The sequence below is a fragment of the Pseudomonas chlororaphis genome, assembly GCF_001921865.1.
In the GTDB taxonomy this organism is placed as follows: domain Bacteria; phylum Pseudomonadota; class Gammaproteobacteria; order Pseudomonadales; family Pseudomonadaceae; genus Aquipseudomonas; species Aquipseudomonas chlororaphis_D.
Map to the genome: position 1 here is coordinate 553,998 of NZ_MSCT01000020.1, position 19,051 is coordinate 573,048.

Annotated in this window: 17 protein-coding genes; 7 read left to right on the plus strand and 10 right to left on the minus strand. The window is 65.9% G+C overall.

Annotation, left to right across the window (positions count from 1 at the left end; translation table 11 throughout):
• Positions 1 to 3 precede the first annotated feature (3 nt).
• Positions 4 to 1,440: a cytochrome ubiquinol oxidase subunit I gene (locus tag BTN82_RS25590; protein ID WP_075121840.1), complete on the minus strand. Its 1,437-nt coding sequence runs from the start codon at positions 1,438 to 1,440 to the stop codon at positions 4 to 6.
• Positions 1,441 to 1,942: 502 nt separating this feature from the next.
• On the opposite strand from BTN82_RS25590, the gene BTN82_RS25595 reads away from it, so the two are divergent.
• The 3 genes from BTN82_RS25595 to BTN82_RS25605 all read left to right on the plus strand — a co-directional run bounded on the left by BTN82_RS25595 (position 1,943) and on the right by BTN82_RS25605 (position 3,877).
• A complete protein-coding gene (locus tag BTN82_RS25595; protein ID WP_075121841.1) occupies positions 1,943 to 3,184 on the plus strand; it encodes an MFS transporter in 1,242 nt (413 codons plus the stop codon).
• A 108-nt stretch (positions 3,185 to 3,292) separates the two neighbouring features.
• Positions 3,293 to 3,571 carry a type II toxin-antitoxin system RelE/ParE family toxin gene (locus BTN82_RS25600; RefSeq protein WP_075121842.1) on the plus strand — a complete coding sequence of 93 codons (279 nt, stop codon included), beginning with the start codon at positions 3,293 to 3,295 and terminating at the stop codon, positions 3,569 to 3,571.
• 15 nt (positions 3,572 to 3,586) lie between these two features.
• Positions 3,587 to 3,877, plus strand: coding sequence for a HigA family addiction module antitoxin (locus BTN82_RS25605; RefSeq protein WP_075121843.1), 291 nt, complete (start codon positions 3,587 to 3,589; stop codon positions 3,875 to 3,877).
• A gap of 3 nt (positions 3,878 to 3,880) precedes the next feature.
• Here the strand turns inward: BTN82_RS25605 and BTN82_RS25610 are convergent, their stop codons facing one another.
• Together BTN82_RS25610 and BTN82_RS25615 are read right to left on the minus strand one after the other, a co-directional pair.
• Complete coding sequence (locus tag BTN82_RS25610) at positions 3,881 to 4,432, minus strand: DJ-1 family glyoxalase III (RefSeq protein WP_075121844.1); 552 nt, start codon at positions 4,430 to 4,432, stop codon at positions 3,881 to 3,883.
• Between the two features lie 70 nt (positions 4,433 to 4,502).
• Complete coding sequence (locus BTN82_RS25615; RefSeq protein WP_075121845.1) at positions 4,503 to 4,952, minus strand: DUF4879 domain-containing protein; 450 nt, start codon at positions 4,950 to 4,952, stop codon at positions 4,503 to 4,505.
• Between the two features lie 205 nt (positions 4,953 to 5,157).
• Here BTN82_RS25615 and BTN82_RS25620 point away from each other — a divergent pair, with 205 nt between their 5' ends.
• Positions 5,158 to 6,450: an NCS2 family permease gene (locus BTN82_RS25620; RefSeq protein ID WP_075121846.1), complete on the plus strand. Its 1,293-nt coding sequence runs from the start codon at positions 5,158 to 5,160 to the stop codon at positions 6,448 to 6,450.
• The gene (gene trmA / locus BTN82_RS25625) at positions 6,447 to 7,526 is read left to right on the plus strand and encodes a tRNA (uridine(54)-C5)-methyltransferase TrmA (RefSeq protein ID WP_075121847.1); all 1,080 of its coding nucleotides are present in this window, start codon (positions 6,447 to 6,449) and stop codon (positions 7,524 to 7,526) included. The genes BTN82_RS25620 and trmA overlap by 4 nt, the downstream gene beginning before the upstream one ends.
• Before the next feature lie 152 nt (positions 7,527 to 7,678).
• Here trmA and BTN82_RS25630 read toward each other — a convergent pair whose 3' ends face one another.
• From BTN82_RS25630 to BTN82_RS25660, 7 genes are all read right to left on the minus strand, one after another.
• Positions 7,679 to 9,022 (minus strand): TolC family outer membrane protein, encoded by a 1,344-nt coding sequence (locus tag BTN82_RS25630; protein ID WP_075121848.1) that lies wholly within the window; start codon positions 9,020 to 9,022, stop codon positions 7,679 to 7,681.
• Positions 9,019 to 10,368, minus strand: coding sequence for an HlyD family type I secretion periplasmic adaptor subunit (locus BTN82_RS25635; protein WP_075121849.1), 1,350 nt, complete (start codon positions 10,366 to 10,368; stop codon positions 9,019 to 9,021). Before BTN82_RS25635 ends, BTN82_RS25630 begins: the two co-directional genes overlap by 4 nt.
• Complete coding sequence (locus BTN82_RS25640) at positions 10,365 to 12,152, minus strand: type I secretion system permease/ATPase (protein WP_075121850.1); 1,788 nt, start codon at positions 12,150 to 12,152, stop codon at positions 10,365 to 10,367. Before BTN82_RS25640 ends, BTN82_RS25635 begins: the two co-directional genes overlap by 4 nt.
• Positions 12,153 to 12,370: 218 nt before the next feature.
• Entirely contained in the window at positions 12,371 to 12,991 is a 621-nt protein-coding gene (locus BTN82_RS25645) for a heme acquisition protein HasA (protein WP_075121851.1), read from the minus strand.
• Between the two features lie 82 nt (positions 12,992 to 13,073).
• Positions 13,074 to 15,761, minus strand: coding sequence for a TonB-dependent receptor (locus BTN82_RS25650; protein WP_075121852.1), 2,688 nt, complete (start codon positions 15,759 to 15,761; stop codon positions 13,074 to 13,076).
• Between the two features lie 131 nt (positions 15,762 to 15,892).
• Complete coding sequence (locus BTN82_RS25655) at positions 15,893 to 16,897, minus strand: FecR family protein (RefSeq protein ID WP_075121853.1); 1,005 nt, start codon at positions 16,895 to 16,897, stop codon at positions 15,893 to 15,895.
• Positions 16,898 to 16,960: 63 nt separating this feature from the next.
• Complete coding sequence (locus tag BTN82_RS25660) at positions 16,961 to 17,479, minus strand: RNA polymerase sigma factor (protein ID WP_075121854.1); 519 nt, start codon at positions 17,477 to 17,479, stop codon at positions 16,961 to 16,963.
• A gap of 255 nt (positions 17,480 to 17,734) precedes the next feature.
• On the opposite strand from BTN82_RS25660, the gene aroQ reads away from it, so the two are divergent.
• Together aroQ and BTN82_RS25670 are read left to right on the plus strand one after the other, a co-directional pair.
• Positions 17,735 to 18,184: a type II 3-dehydroquinate dehydratase gene (gene aroQ, locus BTN82_RS25665; protein ID WP_075121855.1), complete on the plus strand. Its 450-nt coding sequence runs from the start codon at positions 17,735 to 17,737 to the stop codon at positions 18,182 to 18,184.
• Positions 18,181 to 19,035, plus strand: coding sequence for a shikimate dehydrogenase (locus tag BTN82_RS25670; RefSeq protein WP_075121856.1), 855 nt, complete (start codon positions 18,181 to 18,183; stop codon positions 19,033 to 19,035). Before aroQ ends, BTN82_RS25670 begins: the two co-directional genes overlap by 4 nt.
• The last annotated feature ends 16 nt before the right edge of the window (positions 19,036 to 19,051 follow it).

Here is a 19,051-nt window from a genome sequence, read left to right on the forward strand (position 1 = left end):
GGCTCAATTCCCCTTGTTCAGGCTGGTGCCGGTGTCTTCGGCATCGTCGTCGGCGGCCGACAGCGGACGGGCCGGCGTACGTTTCTGGCCGGGACCGCCATGGCTGACTTCCGCGCCCTCGTTGGTCTTCGGCCCTTTGCGCACCAGGCGCATCATGTAGCCGATACCCACGCCGAACAGCGAGAAATACACCACGACAAACAGCGCCAGGGTAATGCTCATCTGCAGGAAACTGTGCCCGGACGAAGCGTCCGCGGTACGCATCAGCCCGTACACCACCCACGGCTGGCGGCCGATCTCGGTGGTGAACCAGCCGGCGAGGATCGCGATCAACCCGGACGGGCCCATCCACAACGCCAGGTACAGGAACGCACGGTTCTGGTAGATGCGGTCACGCTTGCGCAGCCACAGGCTCCACAGGCCGGTGAAGATCATCAGCATGCCCAGGCCGACCATGATCCGGAACGACCAGAACACGATGGTCGAGTTCGGCCGGTCTTCCGGCGGGAACTCCTTGAGCGCCGGCACTTGCTTGTCCAGCGAGTGCGTGAGGATGAGGCTGCCCAGGTACGGAATCTCGACCGCGTACTTGGTCTTTTCTTCCTTCATGTCCGGCCAGCCGAACAGGATCAGCGGGGTCGGCTCGTTGCCGACGTTTTCCCAGTGGCCTTCGATCGCGGCGATTTTCGCCGGCTGGTGCTTGAGGGTGTTGAGGCCGTGGAAGTCGCCGATCACGGCCTGGATCGGCGCGACGATCAGGGCCATCCACATGGCCATCGACAGCATGCGGCGAATGGCCGGGTTATCGCGGCCACGCAACAAGTGCCAGGCGGCAGAAGAACCGACGAAGAACGCCGTCGCGACAAAGGCCGCCGTGGCCATGTGCGCCAGGCGGTACGGGAACGACGGGTTGAAAACAATGGCGACCCAGTCGACCGGGATCACTTGCCCGTTGACGATTTCAAAGCCCTGGGGCGTCTGCATCCAGCTGTTGGACGAAAGGATCCAGAAGGTCGAAATCAAGGTACCGATGGCCACCATCACGGTGGCGAAGAAGTGCAGCTTGCGCCCGACCCTGTTCCAGCCGAACAGCATCACGCCGAGGAAGCCGGCTTCGAGGAAGAATGCCGTGAGCACTTCGTACGTCAGCAGCGGCCCGGTCACGGAACCGGCGAAGTCGGAGAACCGGCTCCAGTTGGTACCGAACTGATAGGCCATGACCAGGCCCGAGACCACCCCCATGCCGAAGTTGACGGCGAAGATCTTCGACCAGAAGTGGTACAGGTCACGGTACGTGTCGTCGCGAGTCTTGAGCCACAAACCTTCGAGCACCGCGAGGTAGCTCGCCAGACCAATGGTGATGGCAGGGAACAGGATGTGGAACGAGATGGTGAACGCGAACTGAATTCGGGCGAGATCTAGTGCCTCCAAACCGAACATAAGCTTTCCTCTGTCAGGTAATACCGGCTGCTGGCTAGGAGGCCTGCACCCACTCTGCCCCCACGGATATGGAGTCTGGCGAATTTGAATTCGTTCTTTTTTAAACCACGCGACGCAGGGATTCTGGCCATAGGCCGCCAGACCGAGCCTTGGAAAAGGTTTTGATCTGGATCAATCAACGTTGAAAGAGTAGTCGCATTTTGACCAATGGTTTGTGTGGTCTTTTGTCGCGTGACAGCTTGCCTCACCGTGTCAAGAACGCGGGTTTGCCCCTTCATTCCCGGCCCAATCCGGCCCCCGTAGGAGCGAGCTTGCTCGCGATCCGGAACCCGCGGCGTTCAGACAAACCGCGGCGTAGCCATCGCGAGCAAGCTCGCTCCTACAGTGGGCTGCCGAGGTTTGCGGGGATAGATACATAGCTAACGATTTTTCCGGGCGCGGCAACTATTGGTTACAAGTTGGTGATAATCTCGCCCTGTCCTCGCCTCAGATCCGCCCTCAGATGCCCAGCCCAGCGCCTCTCCTGCTTCGTCACCATCGTCCTTTCATGGCTTTCTGGCTGGCGCGTATCTTCACCGCCAGCGGCTTCCAGATGCTCACCGTGGCCATTGGCTGGAACCTCTACCAATTGACCGGCAACGTGCTCGACCTGGGCCTGGTCGGGCTGGTGGAATTCGCCCCGCGGGTGCTGTTCATGCTGCACACCGGGCATGTGGCGGACCGCTACGACCGGCGCAAGGTAGCGGCCATCTGCCAGTCGCTGCAGGCGCTGATCGCCCTGTCGCTGGCCATCGGCAGCGCCACCCACAACGTCACCCGCGAGATGATCTTCATCCTCGCCTTCCTGCTGGGCGCCGCCCGCTCCTTCGAGATGCCTACCACCCAGGCGCTGCTGCCAAGCATCGTGCCCAGCGCCCTGTTCCCCCGCGCGGTGGCCGCCGCCCAGTCGGCCCAGCAATCGGCGACCATCGTCGCCCCGGCCCTCGGCGGCCTGCTCTATGCCTTTGGCAGCGTGTGGGTCTACGGCCCGACGGTGCTGCTGTATGTGATTGCCTGCTGTCTGATGCTCAACCTGCCCGCGCGGCAGACGCCGCTGAACAAGGGCAAGGCCACCCTGGACTCGCTGCTCGCGGGAATCCGTTTCATCCGCAGCCGCCCGGACATCCTCGGGGCGATCTCCCTGGACCTGTTCGCCGTGCTGCTGGGCGGCGCCACTGCGTTGTTGCCGGTGTTCGCCAAGGACATCCTGCTCACCGGCGCCTGGGGCCTGGGCCTGCTGCGCTCGGCACCGGCGGTGGGCGCGCTGCTGATGTCACTGTGGCTGGCGCGCTTTGCCGTCGACCGGCATGTCGGGCGAGTGATGTTCACCGCCGTCGGCGTGTTCGGCGTCGCCACCATCGCCTTCGGCCTGTCGACCTCGTTCTGGTTTTCCCTCGCGGTGCTGGTGGTGCTGGGCGCGGCGGACATGATCAGCATGGTGATCCGCGCCTCTTTCGTGCAGCTGGAAACCCCGGACGAAATGCGCGGCCGGGTCAGCGCGGTGAACGGCCTGTTCATCGGCGCCTCGAACCAGCTCGGCGAGTTCGAGTCCGGGCTCACCGCCCACTGGTTCGGCACCGTGCCGGCGGTGGTCATGGGCGGCGTCGGCACCCTGCTGGTGACCGGGGTGTGGATAAAACTGTTCCCGACCCTGGCCAATCGCGACCGGATGCATGCGCCGGTGGAAGAAGACGTCAAAGCCTGAATCAGCGTCGACACAAGCCGTGTACAGGGGCGCCATTGATCGTCCAATTCATGCGCTGCAATACATCGGCGATGTGAAAGGTGTAATGTATCGCCTTACACTCGCCCCATGATCATATCCTTTCAGCACAAAGGCCTCAGGGCTTTCTATGAAACGGGATCGACTCGAGGGATCCGAGCCGATCATGCGAGGCGCCTGGCGCGCATGCTGCCGTTCATGGATCACGCGACAGAGCCTGATGATCTCGACCTCCCGGGATGGCGGTTACACCCACTCAAGGGCGAGCGCCGCGAATACTGGTCACTGACCGTATCGGGCAATTGGCGAGTGATTTTTCGTTTCGCGGGTTCGGATATCGAGTTGGTCGATTATCTGGACTACCACTGAACAGGAGGCAGGATCATGCCCATGCACAACCCGCCCCACCCCGGTGAAACACTGCGGGTGGATGTATTGCCCGAGCTGGGCATCAGCGTGACGGAACTGGCCAGGCATCTTGGCTATGCCCGCCCTCATCTGTCCAAGGTGCTGCATGGCCACGCGCCGATCCGGCCGGAGCTGGCGGTCAGGCTGGAACGCGCCGGAATAGGCAAGGCCAAGGTCTGGCTGGCGGTACAGGCCGACTACGATATCTGGCATACCGAGCAGCAGCTGCTACCGGTCATCGAACCGATCGCCGTTCATGTCGGCTGATCGCTAAACCCGCAACTCCCCCGCCACCGCCGCCCGCTTGCCCTTGCCGCACAGTTGTTCCACCAGCGTCAGGGCGAACGCCAGGGCCGCGCCCGAACCTTGCGCGGTGATGCAATTGCCGTCCACCACCACCGGCTGGTCGACGAAGGTGCAGCCCGCCAAGTGCTGGCTGACGCCGGGCAGGCAGGTCATGCGCCGCTGGCGCAGCACCCCGTAACTCTGCAAGGCCAGCGCCGGGGCTTCGGCGATGCCGGCGAACAGGCGCCCGGCGGCGGCCTGGTCCTTGAGCAGTTGCATCAAGGGTTGGTGCGCCGCCAGGTGTTGCGCGCCGACGGCGCCGCCGGGCAGCACGATCAGGTCGAACGCCTGGGCCAGCACATCCACCAGCATGCCGTCGGCGGTCAGGCGGGTGCCGCGGGCGCAGGTGAGCATGCGCCGCCCTTCGACGCTGGCCACCAGCACTTCGATTTCGGCGCGGCGCAGCACATCGATCAGGGTCACGCTTTGCAGGTCGTCGATGCCCTCGGCGAGGGCGATCAGGGCTCTAAAGGTCATGGGCGGTGTCCGCGGGAGGGGTGTTTAAAGCTTAGTCAGCTTTCCCGGCTCCCGCGTTCGGGCGCCGCCGTCACTTGATGTAGATCTGCGCGCTCATGCTGTTGCCCGGCGCGTTCAGCGAGGTGTTGCTGAAGGTGAACGTCCCTTCCTGCTTGCCGGCCAGGTCGAAGGTATAGATGTAGCCGACGGTGATCCCGGCATTGCCGCACGGCACCAGGCTCGAGCCCTCCTCGCAGACCGCCGCGCGCGTGCCGTTGACTTCGAAGCCGTCCAGCGTCACCCGCGGCTGGCGGCCGTAGCCGATTTCCAGCACATAGACCTTGATGTTCGGGCCCTGGTGATCGCAGGCGGTCTTGTCGCGGCCGTCCGACACATCTTCCAGGCCGCAGGAAGCCGACTCGACCTTGAGGATTTCCACCTGGCTCAAGGGCGGCGCGGAACGGGCCTGGGCCGGCGCGGCGCCCAGCCACAGGCTGCTGGCCAGCAGCGCCAGGGTCGTTGCTTTAATCGTGCTGTGCATAAGTCCCCCAAAAACGTCGGCGCAGTATGCCCCAGTCGCCACGCGGGCAAAACATCGCCGACGATCGCAGCCATAGCCTTACGCTGCTGGTATGATGCGCGGCTTTTTCCGACCCACACAAAATCCCCGGACGCTTTTCCATGGTCTGTGCTTTGCTGTCTGGGTCGATACATTCACGGCGCCCTGCGCGCCACGGGGAGCAGACATGCTGGAAAGGCTGTTTCAACTCAAGGCACACAACACCAACGTGCGGACCGAGATTCTCGCGGGCCTCACGACCTTCCTGGCCATGGCCTACATTCTCTTCGTCAACCCGAGCATCCTCGGCGAGACCGGCATGGACAAGGGCGCGGTGTTCGTCGCCACGTGCCTGGCGGCCGCCATCGGCTCGACGGTGATGGGCCTGATCGCCAACTACCCGATCGCCCTGGCCCCGGGCATGGGCCTGAATGCCTTCTTCACCTACACCGTGGTCCTGCACATGGGCCATACCTGGCAAGTGGCGCTGGGGGCGGTGTTCATCTCGGCGGTGCTGTTCTTCCTGCTGTCGATCTTCCGCATCCGCGAATGGATCATCAACAGCATCCCGCTACCACTGCGTTCGGCGATCGCCGCCGGTATCGGCCTGTTCCTGGCGCTGATCGCCCTGCATAACGCACAGATCGTGGTCGGCAACCCGTCGACCCTGGTGGGCCTCGGCGACCTGAGCAAACCGGCGCCTATCCTCGCCGCCCTGGGCTTTGCCCTGATCGTCGCCCTGGAAGCGCTGAAAGTGCGCGGTGCGGTGCTGATCGGCATCCTCGCGGTGACCATCGTCTCCATTCTCATGGGCGTCACTCCGTTCGGCGGCGTGACCTCGATGCCGCCTTCGCTGGCCCCGACGTTCCTGCAACTGGACATCAAGGGCGCCCTGGACATCGGCCTGGTCAGCGTGATCTTCGCCTTCCTGTTCGTCGACCTGTTCGACAACTCCGGCACCCTGATCGGCGTCGCCAAGCGCGCCGGGCTGATGGGCAAGGACGGCCACATGCCGAAAATGGGCCGGGCGCTGATCGCCGACAGCACCGCCGCCATGGCCGGTTCCCTGCTGGGCACCTCGACCACCACCAGCTACATCGAATCCGCGGCGGGCGTGAGCGCCGGCGGCCGCACCGGCCTGACCGCCATCGTCGTGGCCATCCTGTTCCTGCTGGCGTTGTTCTTCTCGCCGCTGGCGGCCAGCGTTCCGGCCTTCGCCACAGCGCCGGCCCTGCTGTTCGTCGCCGTGCTGATGACCTCGGGCCTGGCGGAAATCGACTGGGAGGACATCACCGTCGCCGCTCCCGTGGTGGTCACCGCCCTGGCCATGCCGTTCACCTATTCCATCGCCAACGGCATCGCCTTCGGCTTTATCGCCTGGACCGTGATCAAGCTGCTGTCGGGCCGCGCCCGTGAGCTGAATGCACCGCTGGTGATCCTGTCGATCCTGTTCGTGATCAAGCTTGGTTACCCCGCATGACTTTTGACGCCCCCTCCTACGCCGCCCAGCTGCAAGACAAGGTCGCGCGCCTGCGCGACCTGCTGGCCCCCTTCAAGGCGCCCGAGCCCCAGGTCTTCGACTCGCCGTTGCAGAACTTCCGCCTGCGCGCCGAGTTCCGCCTGTGGCGCGAAGCCGGCGAGCGGCACTACGCGATGTTTTCCCAGGAAGACAAACACACGCCGATCCTGATCGAGGCCTTCCCCATCGCCAGCCTGCGCATCAACCAGTTGATGCCGCAGCTCAAGGCCGCCTGGCAGGCCAGCGCGCCGTTGAGCCACAAGCTGTTCCAGGTCGAGTTCCTCACTACCCTGGCCGGCGACGCGATGATCACCCTGTGCTACCACCGTCCGCTGGACGAGCACTGGCACGCCGCGGCGAGCAAACTGGCGGCCGACTTGAACGTCAGCGTCATCGGCCGCTCCAAGGGCAAGCGCGAAGTCATCGGCCACGACTATGTGGTGGAGAAACTCGAGGTCGGCGGTCGTACCTTCAGCTATCGCCAGCCGGAAGGCGCCTTCACCCAGCCCAACGGCACGGTCAACCAGAAGATGCTCAACTGGGCCTACGACGCCCTGGGCGAGCGCTCGGACGACCTGCTGGAGCTGTACTGCGGCAACGGCAACTTCACCCTGCCCCTGGCCACCCGGGTGCGCAAGGTGCTGGCCACCGAGATCAGCAAGACCTCGGTCAACGCGGCCCTGAGCAACCTCAGCGAAAACGCGGTGGATAACGTTACCCTGGTGCGCCTGTCCGCCGAAGAGCTGACCGAGGCACTGAACGAAGTGCGTCCGTTCCGCCGCCTGCACGGCGTGGACCTGAAGAGCTACGAGTTCGGCAGCGTGTTCGTCGACCCGCCGCGCGCCGGCATGGACCCGGACACCTGCGAGCTGACCCGGCGCTTCGACAACATCCTGTACATCTCCTGCAACCCACAGACCCTGGCGGCCAACATCGCCCAGTTGCATGACACGCACCGCATCACCCGCTGCGCGCTGTTCGACCAGTTCCCGTGGACCCACCACATGGAATCCGGGGTCTTGCTGACCCGCCGTTGAAACAACATCGCTACCCCGCCAACAGCCGTCCTCGCGACGGCTGTTTGCATTCCGGGATAGCGTAACGGCCTATCGCGAGCAAGCTTCGCCCCTACAAGGGCTAGGACGCCGATCTGTAGGAGCGAGGCTTGCCCGCGATAGGAACGCCACGCTCAACCGACAGGGCGGAAATAGCCGGCGAGCTGCTGCAGGTCCTGCTCATCGAGCAAGCCGGCGTAATACTTCAACTGAATCCGCGCCAGCAGGTAGGCGTGCCGGGCATCGGCCAGGTCGCGGCGGGCGCCGAACAGTTGCTGCTCGGCGTCCAGCACGTCGAGGTTGACCCGCTCGCCGCCGCGCACGCTTTTCAGGGTCGCCCGGACCAGCGCCTCGGCCGACTCGACCGCCATTTCATAGGCACGCACCCGGGCCGCGCCGCTGGTGTTGAGGTTGAACTGCTTGCGCAGTTCGTTGAGGGTGCTGGCGGTTTGCGCGTCCAGCTCGAACTGCGCCTGGGACAACTGGCTGGCCGCCTGCCGGGTCGAGGCCGACACCGAGCCGCCGGCGAACAGCGGCAGGCTGACCTGGATACCGACGCTGTTGGTGTCGTACTTCTGGTTGTAGGTGCTTTCCGAATCCGAGCTGGTCTGGCGGCTGCTGGCGTAAAGGCTGACCTTGGGCAGATGCCCGGCGCGCTTGCGCTCCACCTCATACTCCGCCGCCTGCAAAGCATGCTGCTGGGAGGCCAGTTCCGGGTTGTTGGCGACGGCCAGGTCACGCCAGCTCTCGAACCGGTTGGGCTGCAAGGGCTGGATCGCGAACCGGCCGGCCAACGGGTCGAGGTCGTCGACCTGCAACGGCTGGCCGACAATCGCCTCAAGATCATGCAACGCGGCGTCCTGCAGGTCCCGGGCTTCGATCTCCTCGGCCAGCGCCAGGCTCAGCCGCGCCTGGGTTTCCAGCACGTCGGTGTGGGTGCCCTCGCCGCCCTTGAGCAGGCGCTGGTTGAGTTGCAGGCGCTCGGCATAGGCGCGCCGTTGCGCCTGGCTCAGCTCGATACGCTCCTGGGCCAGCAGCGCCTGGCTGTAGGCGCCCAACAGGCGCACCGCCAGCTCCTGGCTCTTGCTGCGAAAACGCTCGTCGGCGAACAGCGCCTGGGCGGTGCCCTGGCGATAGCGCGCATAGGCTTCGTAATCCAGCAGCGGTTGCTGCAGGGTCAGGGTCGAGGCGTAGCTGCGGTAATCGCGATCGGTGCGGACGTCGCCCAGGGGCGTGGTCTGGGTCACCTCGGACTCGTTGCGCGAGTTGTTGTAGTTCCACGACAGGGTCGGCAACAGGGCGGAGCGGCCCAGCGCGCGGTTCTCTTGCCCGGCGTCGCGCTCCTGGATCGCCGCCTGGAAGGTCGGGTCGTTGCGCAGCGCCAGCGCGTAGGCGTCCAGCAGCCCCAGGGCGTGGGCCGCCGGGGAACACAGGCCAGACAGGCCCGCCAGCAGCCAGGGGATCAGGCGCCGGCTCATTCTTCCACCAGCGCCATGTGGGTGCGGTCCAGCAGCGGCTTGAACAGGTAGTTGAGCATCGAGCGCTCGCCGGTGCGCACGAAGGTCTCCACCGGCATGCCCGGCCGAATCTGCAAGCCGCGCAATTGCTCCATGCCATCGGCGCTGACCTGGGCCCGCAGGGTGTAGTACGGCTCGTCGGTGCGCTCGTCTACCTGCCGGTCGGCCGACACCAGGGTCACCTGCCCGGCCACCCGTGGCGTGGTGCTCTGGCTGAAGGCCGAGAACATCAATTCCACCGGCAACCCGGGATGCACCTTGTCGATCATCTGCACCGGCACCCGCGCCTCCACCAGCAGCGGCTCGCCCTGGGGCACGATTTCCATCAGGGCCTGCCCCGGCTTGATCACCCCGCCTTCGGTGTACACCTCGAGCCCGACCACCACCCCGGCCGCCGGCGCGCGCACCAGGCTGTTGGCCAGCTCGAACTCGGCCGAGGCCAGGCGGTTGCGCAAGTCTTCGGTGCGGGTGCGGGTGTCGGCCAACTGGCTGCGTACCTCCTTCTGGAACTCCTCGGCCAGTTGGCGGATCCGCAGGCGCAGCTCGAGCACTTGGCGCTGCAACTGGCCGATGCGGCCGAAGTCCTCGGAGATCGAGCCGTCGATCTGCGCATACAGGCGCTCGCTGTCCAGCAGCCGGTTACGCGGGATATAGCCGTCGCGGGCCAGTTCGCGCAGCCCCTGCAACTGCTCGTTCAAGGCATTGCGCTGGAGCACCTTGCTCGCCTGGGAGTCGCGGGTTCCACGCAATTGCGCCTCGGAGCCGGCAATGCTCTGGGCGATGCCCTGCTGTTCCATGGCCAGGGCCTGGGCGCGGCTGCTGAACAACTGGCGTTGCAGGGCCATGGTCGCGGCCACTTCCGGGTCGCCGGCCTCGGCCAGCAGTTGCGGGGCGAACACCGGGGCCGGCAGGCCGTCGCGCTCCGCGTTCAAGCGCGCCTCGCTGGCCAGGGAGCCGAGAAACTGCGCCCGCAGCGACTGCACCTGGGTACGCAGCGGCAGCTCCTTGAGGCGAATCAACACCTGGCCGGCGCTGACCACCTCGCCATCGCGCACCTCGATACGCTCGATGATGCCGCCGCTGGGGTGCTGCACCGCCTTGCGGTGCCCCGAGACCATGACCTTGCCTGTCACCGCCACCCCCTTGTCCAGGGGCGCCAGCGCGGCCCAGCCGAGAAAGCCGGCAAAACCGCCGAGCACCAGCAGCCGGCCCAGGCGCGAGTATTTCTTCTCGTCCAGGGTCAGCAGGTTGTCCGGTGCTCGTTCGTCGGGGGTCGGCAGGCGACCGATGGGTTGCGCTTGGCTCATGCTTTCTTTCCTTCGCCGGTGGCGGCCACGCCCAGGCGGTAACTCACATTCATGCTGGCTGCCGGCGGGCTCGCCGGGGCCACGGCAGAGGCCGCGGCCTTGGGCTTATTCAGGCTTTCCAGGACCCGCGCGGTCGGGCCGAAGGCCTGCAACTGGCCTTCGCGCAGGATCATCAACTGGTCGGTCAGGCTCAGCACATTGGGTTTATGGGTAATCAGCACCAGGCTGCGGCGCTGCTGCTTGAGCTCGGTAATCGCCTGCAACAGCGCCTGCTCGCCGGCTTCGTCGAGGTTGGCGTTGGGCTCGTCGAGCACGATCAGCGCCGGCAGGCCATACAACGCCCGGGCCAGGGCGATGCGCTGTTTCTGCCCGCCGGACAACCCGGCGCCGCCCTCGCCCAGGCGGGTGTCGTAGCCTTGCGGCAATTGCAGGATCAGCTGGTGCACCCCGGCCATCTGCGCCGCCGCCAGGACCTGCTCGGCGTTCACTTCGCCAAAACGCGCGATGTTCTCGGCGATGCTGCCGGCGAACAGCTGGATGTCCTGGGGCAGGTAGCCGATGTGCGGGCCGAGCTGCTGGCGGTCCCACTGGCCGAGTTCCGCGCCGTCGAGGCGGACCTTGCCCGCCAGCGGCGTCCAGGCCCCCACCAGCAATCGCGCCAGGGTCGACTTGCCACAGCCGGAAGGGCCGATGACCCCGAGTACCTGCCCGGCCGGCAAGGTGAAGCCCAGGTTGGCCAGGGCCGGCCGACGGCTGCCGGGGGCGCAGGCGCTCAACTGCTCGACGCTCAACTCGCCCTTGGGCGTGGGCAGGCTCATGCGCGCCGGGCGCGGCGGATGGGCCTGCAACAGCTGCGACAAGCGCTCATAGGCCAGGCGCGCCGAGCTCCACTGCTTCCATACGGCAATCAGTTGGTCGATGGGGCTGAGCACCCGGCCCATCAGGATCGAACCGGCAATCATCATCCCCGGGCTGATAGCGCCCTGCACCGCCAGCAGCGCGCCGAGACCCAGCACCAGCGATTGCAGGGCCAGGCGCACGCCCTTGGACCAGGCGCTGATCAGCGCGGTCTTCTCGCTGGCCAGGTTCTGCTGGGCGAGGAACGCCTGGTGCCCGGCGAACCAGCGCCCGCGCAGCGCGCCGAGCATGCCCATGGCCTCGATCGCGTCGGCGTTGCGCAGGTTGGCCGTGGCCTGCTGGCTGGTGCTGATGGACAGCTGGCTGGCCTCGGCCAGCGGCGCCTGGCAGATGTGATGGTTGATCCAGGCCAGGGCCATCAGCAGCAGCGCGCCCGCCAGGGCCAGCAGGCCCAGCCAGGGATGGAACAGGAAGATCACCAGCAGGTAGACCGGAAACCACGGCGCGTCGAAAAACGCGAACAGCGCGTTGCCCGTGGCGAACTGGCGCAGCGCCGTCAGGTCGTTCAGGGCCTGGCCCGCGGCCTGCGGGCTGCCCTGGAGCTGGGCCTCGAAGGCCGCGTCGTAGACCCGTCGGTTCAGGCGCATGTCCATCTGCGTGCCGAGGCGGATCACTACTTGGCTGCGGACCCACTCCAGGGCGCCCATCAAGCCGAACAGGCCGAGGATCATCAGCGTCAGCATCAACAGGGTCATCTGGTTGCCGGACGCCAGCACTCGGTCGTACACCTGCAACATGTACAGTGCGGGCGCCAGCATCAGCAGGTTGATCACCGCCGAGAACAGGCCAATGTTGAAGAAGCCGCTTTTATAGGCGGCAAGCGCCGCCAGCGTCTCGGAACCGGCGAATGGGTTCGGCCTGCTCATCAAGGAGTCCTGTTGGAAGTCGAGGAAAACACCGCCACCCGTTCCGTCGAAACGGGTCGGCAAGAGGCGCGCCGTGTGCATTGACAGGCATCGCGGCGCTCCTCAGAATTTGCCACCGCCGCCGCCCAGGCCTTCGAAAACTCGGGCGACGGTGGTGATTCAAGCGAACGAATGGAAGAGCGATCTTTCATTCGTTTTTTTATGCCTCAGGCAACCACTCAGGCCGCCAGCGCCCAGTCCTGGGCCACGTCCTGCACACCCACCAGGCCGATGTCGGCCGCGGCGGCGGAGGCCGAGTTGACGTGGGCGACGCCGGCCGCGGCCAGGTCGTCGAACGTCGAGTTGATCGACAGGCTCGGGTTGATCGCCTTGAGCAGGGCATCGATCTCGCCGGCCAGCGCCGAGCTGTCGCCGCTCATCAGGCCGTAGACCACCTTGTGCACCTCGCCGGCGCGGCCTTCGTCGCGCAGGCTGTTGAGGCCCAGGTTGGTGAAGCTGACTTCCTGGCTGACCAGGTCGTAGCCGCCGGCGCTCGGGCCGCCGGTCAGGGTGTCGCCCAGCGAAACGGTGTTCAGCGAGCCCCACAGGGTGTGGCTCGGGCTCTGGAACAGGGTGTAGTTCAGGTTGCCTTCGGCCACGAACGCGGCGTCGCTGTTGGTGCTCTTCAGCGCGTACTCGGTCCCCGAGAACGGGCCCGGGTTGAAGCCGCCGGTGTTGGTGCCATCGACCACCTGGCCCGGGCGATGGTTGACGTCGCCGAAGTAGGCCGACCAGTCGGTGAGGTAGTTCGCAACGCTGACGCCGCCGTAGGTAGCGCTGTAGGAAATTGAAATGCTCATGCAAAACTCCAGTACATAGGTTGGTCACTTCCGCAGCGGACCAATGCCCGCTGCGGTTTTGCCCGTCGTTGGGCAAAAGCGGTCAGAACTGATATTCGAGGGTGCCCTGCACGGTGCGGCCACGCCCCAGGGTGAAGGCCAGCACGTCGCCCATGGGCACCAGGTAGGCGCGGTCGGTGACGTTCTCCATCGCCAGGCGCAGGGTCAGTTCGTCGGTAGCGCGGTAGCTGCCGTACAGGTCGTAGACGGTGTAGGACTTCCAGTCCGCCGGGTAGACGCTGCTGATGGGCTGGTTGTTGCTGCCGCCCTCCGAGTAACCCGCGCTGTAGCGGGCACGGGCGCCGATATCCAGCTTGCGCTCGAAGAACCGCGCGCCCAGGGTCAGCGTGCCGCGGTCCATCGGCATATGCTCGGCCGAGCCGAGGATCGCGCTGCAATGGCTGGCGTTGTTGGCCTGCTCGTCCGGGCGCATGCCCACCACCGGGGCGCGGCCGGCCGTGCTGTTCTTCACGGTCTGGGTCACCCCGCCCAGCCAGGCGGTCTTCGAGCAGAAGTCGTTGCTGCCGATCATGTGGGTGTAGGCCAACTGCCCGTAGGCGCGTCCGGCGTCGTAGTCGAGCTGGTACTCCACGCCCTTGAAGCGGGTGTCCTGCAGGTTGTTGACGTAGGCGCTGTTGCCGATCCCGGCCATGCCGTAGCCAGGGGGCTGCACGCCCATGTTCATGAAGATGAAGTCTTCGACGCGGGTGTCGAAGTAGGCGACCTTGATCCCCAACCGGTCGTCGTTGAACCAGAGGTTTTCCTTGAACACATTGACCCCGGCCTCCCAGGTCGTGGATCGCTCCGGGCGCAGGAACGGGTTCGGGTACATGCTTTCGGCCCCGCCGCCGTGGGGGCGGCCGGTGATCAGGGTCTCGGTGACCGCCGGCGGACGCCAGCCCTTGCCGTAGCTGGTGAACAGCTGGAACCAGTCCACCCCGGGCTTGATCGACAGGCCGAAGGTCGGCGAGAAACGCCCTTCCTCGGTGTCCACGTCGTAGTTGACCGGCACCGTGGTCTGGCGGGTGGTGCCGAGGATGAAGGTGCGGGTGTTGATCCCGGTATCGCCGCGTAGCCGGTAACGGTCGTAACGCAAGCCGGCGTTGAGGTTCAGCCAGCCGTCGTAGTCGTAGTCCAGCCGCGCGAACAGGCTGCCCAGGGCCCGGTCGCCCTTGGGCGTCATGCCTTCGGAGGCCGGGGCGTTCACCGCCGAACCCAGCGGCACGGGCTGGCTGGAGTCCGGGCGCACCTTGTCGTAGAAGAACTCCAGGCCGTAGTTGGCCTTGAGCGTCGACACTTCGCCCAGGCCAAAGGTCGAGGTGTTCTGCGCCTGGGCACCGTAGGTGTCGGTCTGGTAGGTGATCGAATAACCGGGAGTGATCCCGCGTTGCAGCGTGTCCTGGTCGTTGCGGTTATCGACGTAGTAGAGCTTGGCCTTGAAGTCCACCAGCGGGTTGTCCGGGATATAGCTGTAGTCGAGGGCGAAGTTCTGCGAGCGCACGTCGCTGCTGCCCAGTTTTTCCCACAGCTGGTCGTTCTCGGTGTTGAGCATGTTGGCGTCGTCGTAGGACACCTGGGTGGTCAGGTAGCTCAATTGCAGGCGCTGGTCCTGGGGCAGGTTCAGCCCCAGCTTGGCCAGGCGCGAGCGCATCACCGAGCCGGAATAGGCCACCGGCGAGTGCTTGACCCGGTCGTTGATCGACGGGTCGCGCCAGCCGCCGGTGCGCAACTCGCCGATGCTGCCGCGGGTTCCCGGGTCGTAGTCGCCCAGGTGCCGCTCGCTGGCGGCGATCAGCATGTCCCAGACCTCGGTGCCGACGGCGAAGGCGGAACTGCCGATAAAGTGCGTGCCGTTGCTACGCCCGCCGAGGCCGCTGGTCACTCGCACCCGCCCGCCCATTTCCTCGCCCGGCTTGATCAGGTCGCGGGCCTCCAGGGTGCGGAAGTTGGCGATCCCGCCGATCACCCCGGCGCCGCCCATGCCGGACGTCGCGCCCTTCTCGATCACCACCTCCGAGAGCAACTCGGGGTCGACGTACAAGGTGCCGTTGCGTTGCTGGTGGCCGCTCTGCTGGTAGTTCTGGCGCATGCCGTCGACCGCCATGTTGACCCGGCCGTAATCCTGCAGGCCGCGGATGTTCACCGACAGGCCCGGGTCTTGCTGGCTGACCGCCGAATACACGCCGCTGACTTCTTCCAGCATGTCCGCCGCGTGCCGGGGCGGGTTGCGATCGAGCTGTTCGCGGCCGACCACGCTGACCGAACGCGGCGCGCTGTAGACCCAGTCGTTTTTCCGCGCCTCCAGGTTGCCGGTGACCGTGGTGGTGGCCAGTGCCAGGGCGCCCTCGTGTTCAGCGGCGACGCGGTTCAGGGTGACCTGGCTGTCGCCGGTGAAACGGTACTCCACCGGCGCGTTGCCCAGCAGCCGTGCCAGGCCTTCCTGGACGTTGTAGCTGCCCTTGAGCGGCGAGCTGCGCAGCCCCTTGAGCCGCTGGCTGTCGAACAGCACTTGCAGCCCGGCCTGTTCGGCGAAGGCCAGCACGGCGCTGTCCAGGGCTTGCGCAGGAATATCGAACATCAGGTGGTTCTGCGCGGCCTGCGCCGAGGTGACGGCACCTGCCTGCGCCGCGTGCACCGGGCCGGCGGCGAGCAGCAGCCCCGCCGCGCCCAGGTGAATGGCCAGGGCCAGGCGGCTTGCGGCGTGAACTCCAGTGCGACTGCTTGAACTCATACTCGTGATTCCTGCGCTGGCTGTTTTTGTTGATGCGAATGCATCTCAATTAGCTAGACGTGCCAGGCAGGAAAACTCAGTAAGGTTTTTTCAACAATTTTTCATGGAGGGGAAACAGCCGGCGCCAAGCCTCAGTAAATCAGGCTGACGCCGGCCAGATCGAAGTGTTGCACCTGCAATTCGCGGGTCAGGGTGACCAGGGCGGTGTCGAGCATGTCCAGGCGGAACACCCCGCTGACCTGGCGCTGGGCCAGGGTCGAGTCGGCCAGGACCACCCGGCCGGGGCGATAGCGGTTGAGCTGCTCGACCACCAGCGCCAGCGGTTGGCGATCGAAGACCAGCACGCCCCGGCGCCAGCTGGTGGCCCGTTGCAGGTCGAGGCCCTCGAGGGCGACCACGCCGGCCAGCGGGTCGTAGCGGGCGCTTTGTCCTTCCTGCAACACGCGTTCGGAAACGCCCTGGCGCGCCGGCGTATCCAGGCTCACGGCAACGCTGTGCTGCAACACGCCAACCCAGGCCTGCTGGCTGCTCTCACGTCCCACCACGAAGCGCGTGCCCAGGGCGCGGGTCTGCCCGCCGGCACTCTCGACCACAAAAGGGCGGCTTTCCTCGCCGCCCATGGGCGCAACGTCGAACACCGCCGAACCGGCGAGCAGGTGCACCTGGCGCTGGGTCTGGTTGAAATCGAGGCGAATGGCGCTGGCCGAATCCAGCTCCACCGTGCTGCCGTCCGCCAGATGCACAGTGCGTACCTGGCCTTTGTCGGTGAGGTAGTCGGCCTGCATCCACAGCAACGCCTGCGGCCCTTGCAGCCAGCCCAACGTAACGGCCAGCACCAACACGGCAGCACTGGCCGCCCGCGGCAGCAACCGCCGGCGGCGCGGTCGACGAACGACCGGGGCCTGGGCGGCGGGCGCCCGGCGCGGTTGCGCCAGTTCCGGCTCCAGGCGCAGCTCGCCCAGCGCGTCCCAGGTCTGCCGGGCAAAGTCCAGCGCCTGGGGGTGGCGCGGGTCCCGGGCCAGCCATTGCTCCAGCTCGGCCTGCTCGGCGGCGCTCAGTCCAGCGGCATGCAAACGCACCGCCCAGTCGGCGGCGGCCTCAGTGATACTGCGCTCTTGCGGACCCTGGCTATTCACGTGTGAATCTCGATTTCTCGTTATGTATAAGCAGTGACGACTGACCCCGGGTTTTTCCGTAACTCAATCGGTCTCCGAGCGACCGTCGGTAGCCAGGCGCTGCATCACGTGGGCCAGGGCCCGGGACAGGTGTTTCTGCACCGAACTGTCGGAAATGTCCAGGTGCCTGGCCACTTCGGCGTGCGTCATGCCTTCGATACGGTTCAAGCGGAAAATCTCCTGAGTGCGCGGCGGCAACTCCAGAATGGCCTGCTTTAATGCCTTGCGCTGTTGTTGCGCCATCGCCTGCGCCTCCAGACTGGCATGCTCGTCTTCGATCTCGGCCAGGGCTTCATGGGACACGGTGTCGGTCTTGCGCCGTGCCTCCTGACGGACATGGTCGATCAGCAGATTGTTCGCCGTGCGGTAGAGATAGCCCTGGGAATTGTCGATGCGCTCGCCGCGCGTCTGTTCGGCCAGCCGCAGGAAACTCTCCTGCACCAGATCGGCGGCCAACTGCGGGTCCCGTACCTTGCGCGCCAGATACCCACGCAAGGTAGCGGCGTGCTTGAGAAACAGCCCCTTGAGATCCACGTCCGACAAACCGACTCCCTGGAACTTGAAGGAAATTGGCCGGCATCTTACGGCTTATTAAGAATTGTTTTCAATTGCCATGAATACGCATCTTTGTCGATACACACTGATCGGCGCCTTATCTCGTCCGGCTAGCGTTCGATTATCGAACCCTTATTGCCGTGCCTGGGGCCTGCGCATTGACCAAATTAACCAGTTAGTACAATTTATCCGCAGCCCCTGGCCGCTCGCGCCACGCCCACAATAACAACGGAGAATCCCCCCATGCGCCCTATCGTCCTGGTGCTCAACGGCCCGAACCTGAACCTGCTCGGCACCCGCGAACCCGCCACCTACGGCCACGAGACCCTGGCCGACATTTCCGCCCTGTGCGGGCGTGCCGCCGAGGAGTTCGGCCTGGGCGTGGAGTTTCGCCAGACCAACCATGAAGGCGAATTGCTGGACTGGATTCACGGCGCCCGTGGCCGTTGCGCCGGGATCGTGATCAACCCGGCGGCCTGGACCCACACCTCGGTGGCGATCCGCGACGCGCTGGTGGCCAGCGAGTTGCCGGTGATCGAAGTGCACCTGTCGAACGTGCATGCCCGCGAACCGTTCCGCCATCACTCCTTCGTCTCCGGCATCGCCCTGGCGGTGATGTGCGGTTTCGGCAGCCATGGCTATCGCCTGGCGCTGGCGCATTTCGCCCAGCGCTTGCAGGGAGCCCAGGCATGATCCGCCCGAACACCGTACTCGCCGGGCTGATCGGTGCCGGCATCCAGGCCTCGCGCACCCCGGCGCTGCACGAGCACGAAGGCGACGCCCAGGGCCTGCGCTACCTGTACCGGCTGATCGACCTCGACCAGTTGCGACTCGACAGCAGCGCCCTGCCCGACCTGCTGCTGGCCGCCGAGCGCATGCACTTCACCGGGCTGAACATCACCTTTCCGTGCAAGCAGAGCATCATCCCCCTGCTCGACGAGCTGTCGCCCGAGGCGCGCGGTATCGGCGCGGTGAATACCGTGGTGCTTAAGGACGGCAAGCGCATCGGCCATAACACCGATTGCCTGGGCTTTGCCGAAGGGTTTCGCCGCGGCTTGCCGGGCGTGGCCCTGGAGCGCGTGGTGCAAATGGGCGCCGGCGGCGCCGGAGCGGCGGTGGCCCATGCGCTGCTCAGCGAAGGCGTGCGGCAACTGAACATCTTCGATGTCGAAAGCGCCCGCGCCCAGAGCCTGGCGGACAACCTCAACCAGCACTTCGGCCCGGGCCGGGCCAAGGCCGGCCTCGACCTGCCCGCGACCCTGGCCGCCGCCGACGGCCTGGTGAACACCACACCCATGGGCATGGCCAAGCTGCCGGGCATGCCGGTGCCCGCCGCGCTGTTGCGCGCCGAACTGTGGGTCGCGGAGATCGTCTACTTCCCCCTGGAAACCGAGCTGCTGCGCTGCGCCCGCGCCCTCGGCTGCCGGACCCTGGACGGCGGCAACATGGCGGTGTTCCAGGCGGTGAAGGCGTTCGAGCTGTTCAGCGGCGTGGCGCCGGATGCCCAGCGGATGCTGGCGCATTTCCAGCGCATGAACGGCTGAGGGGCGATCGCGAGCA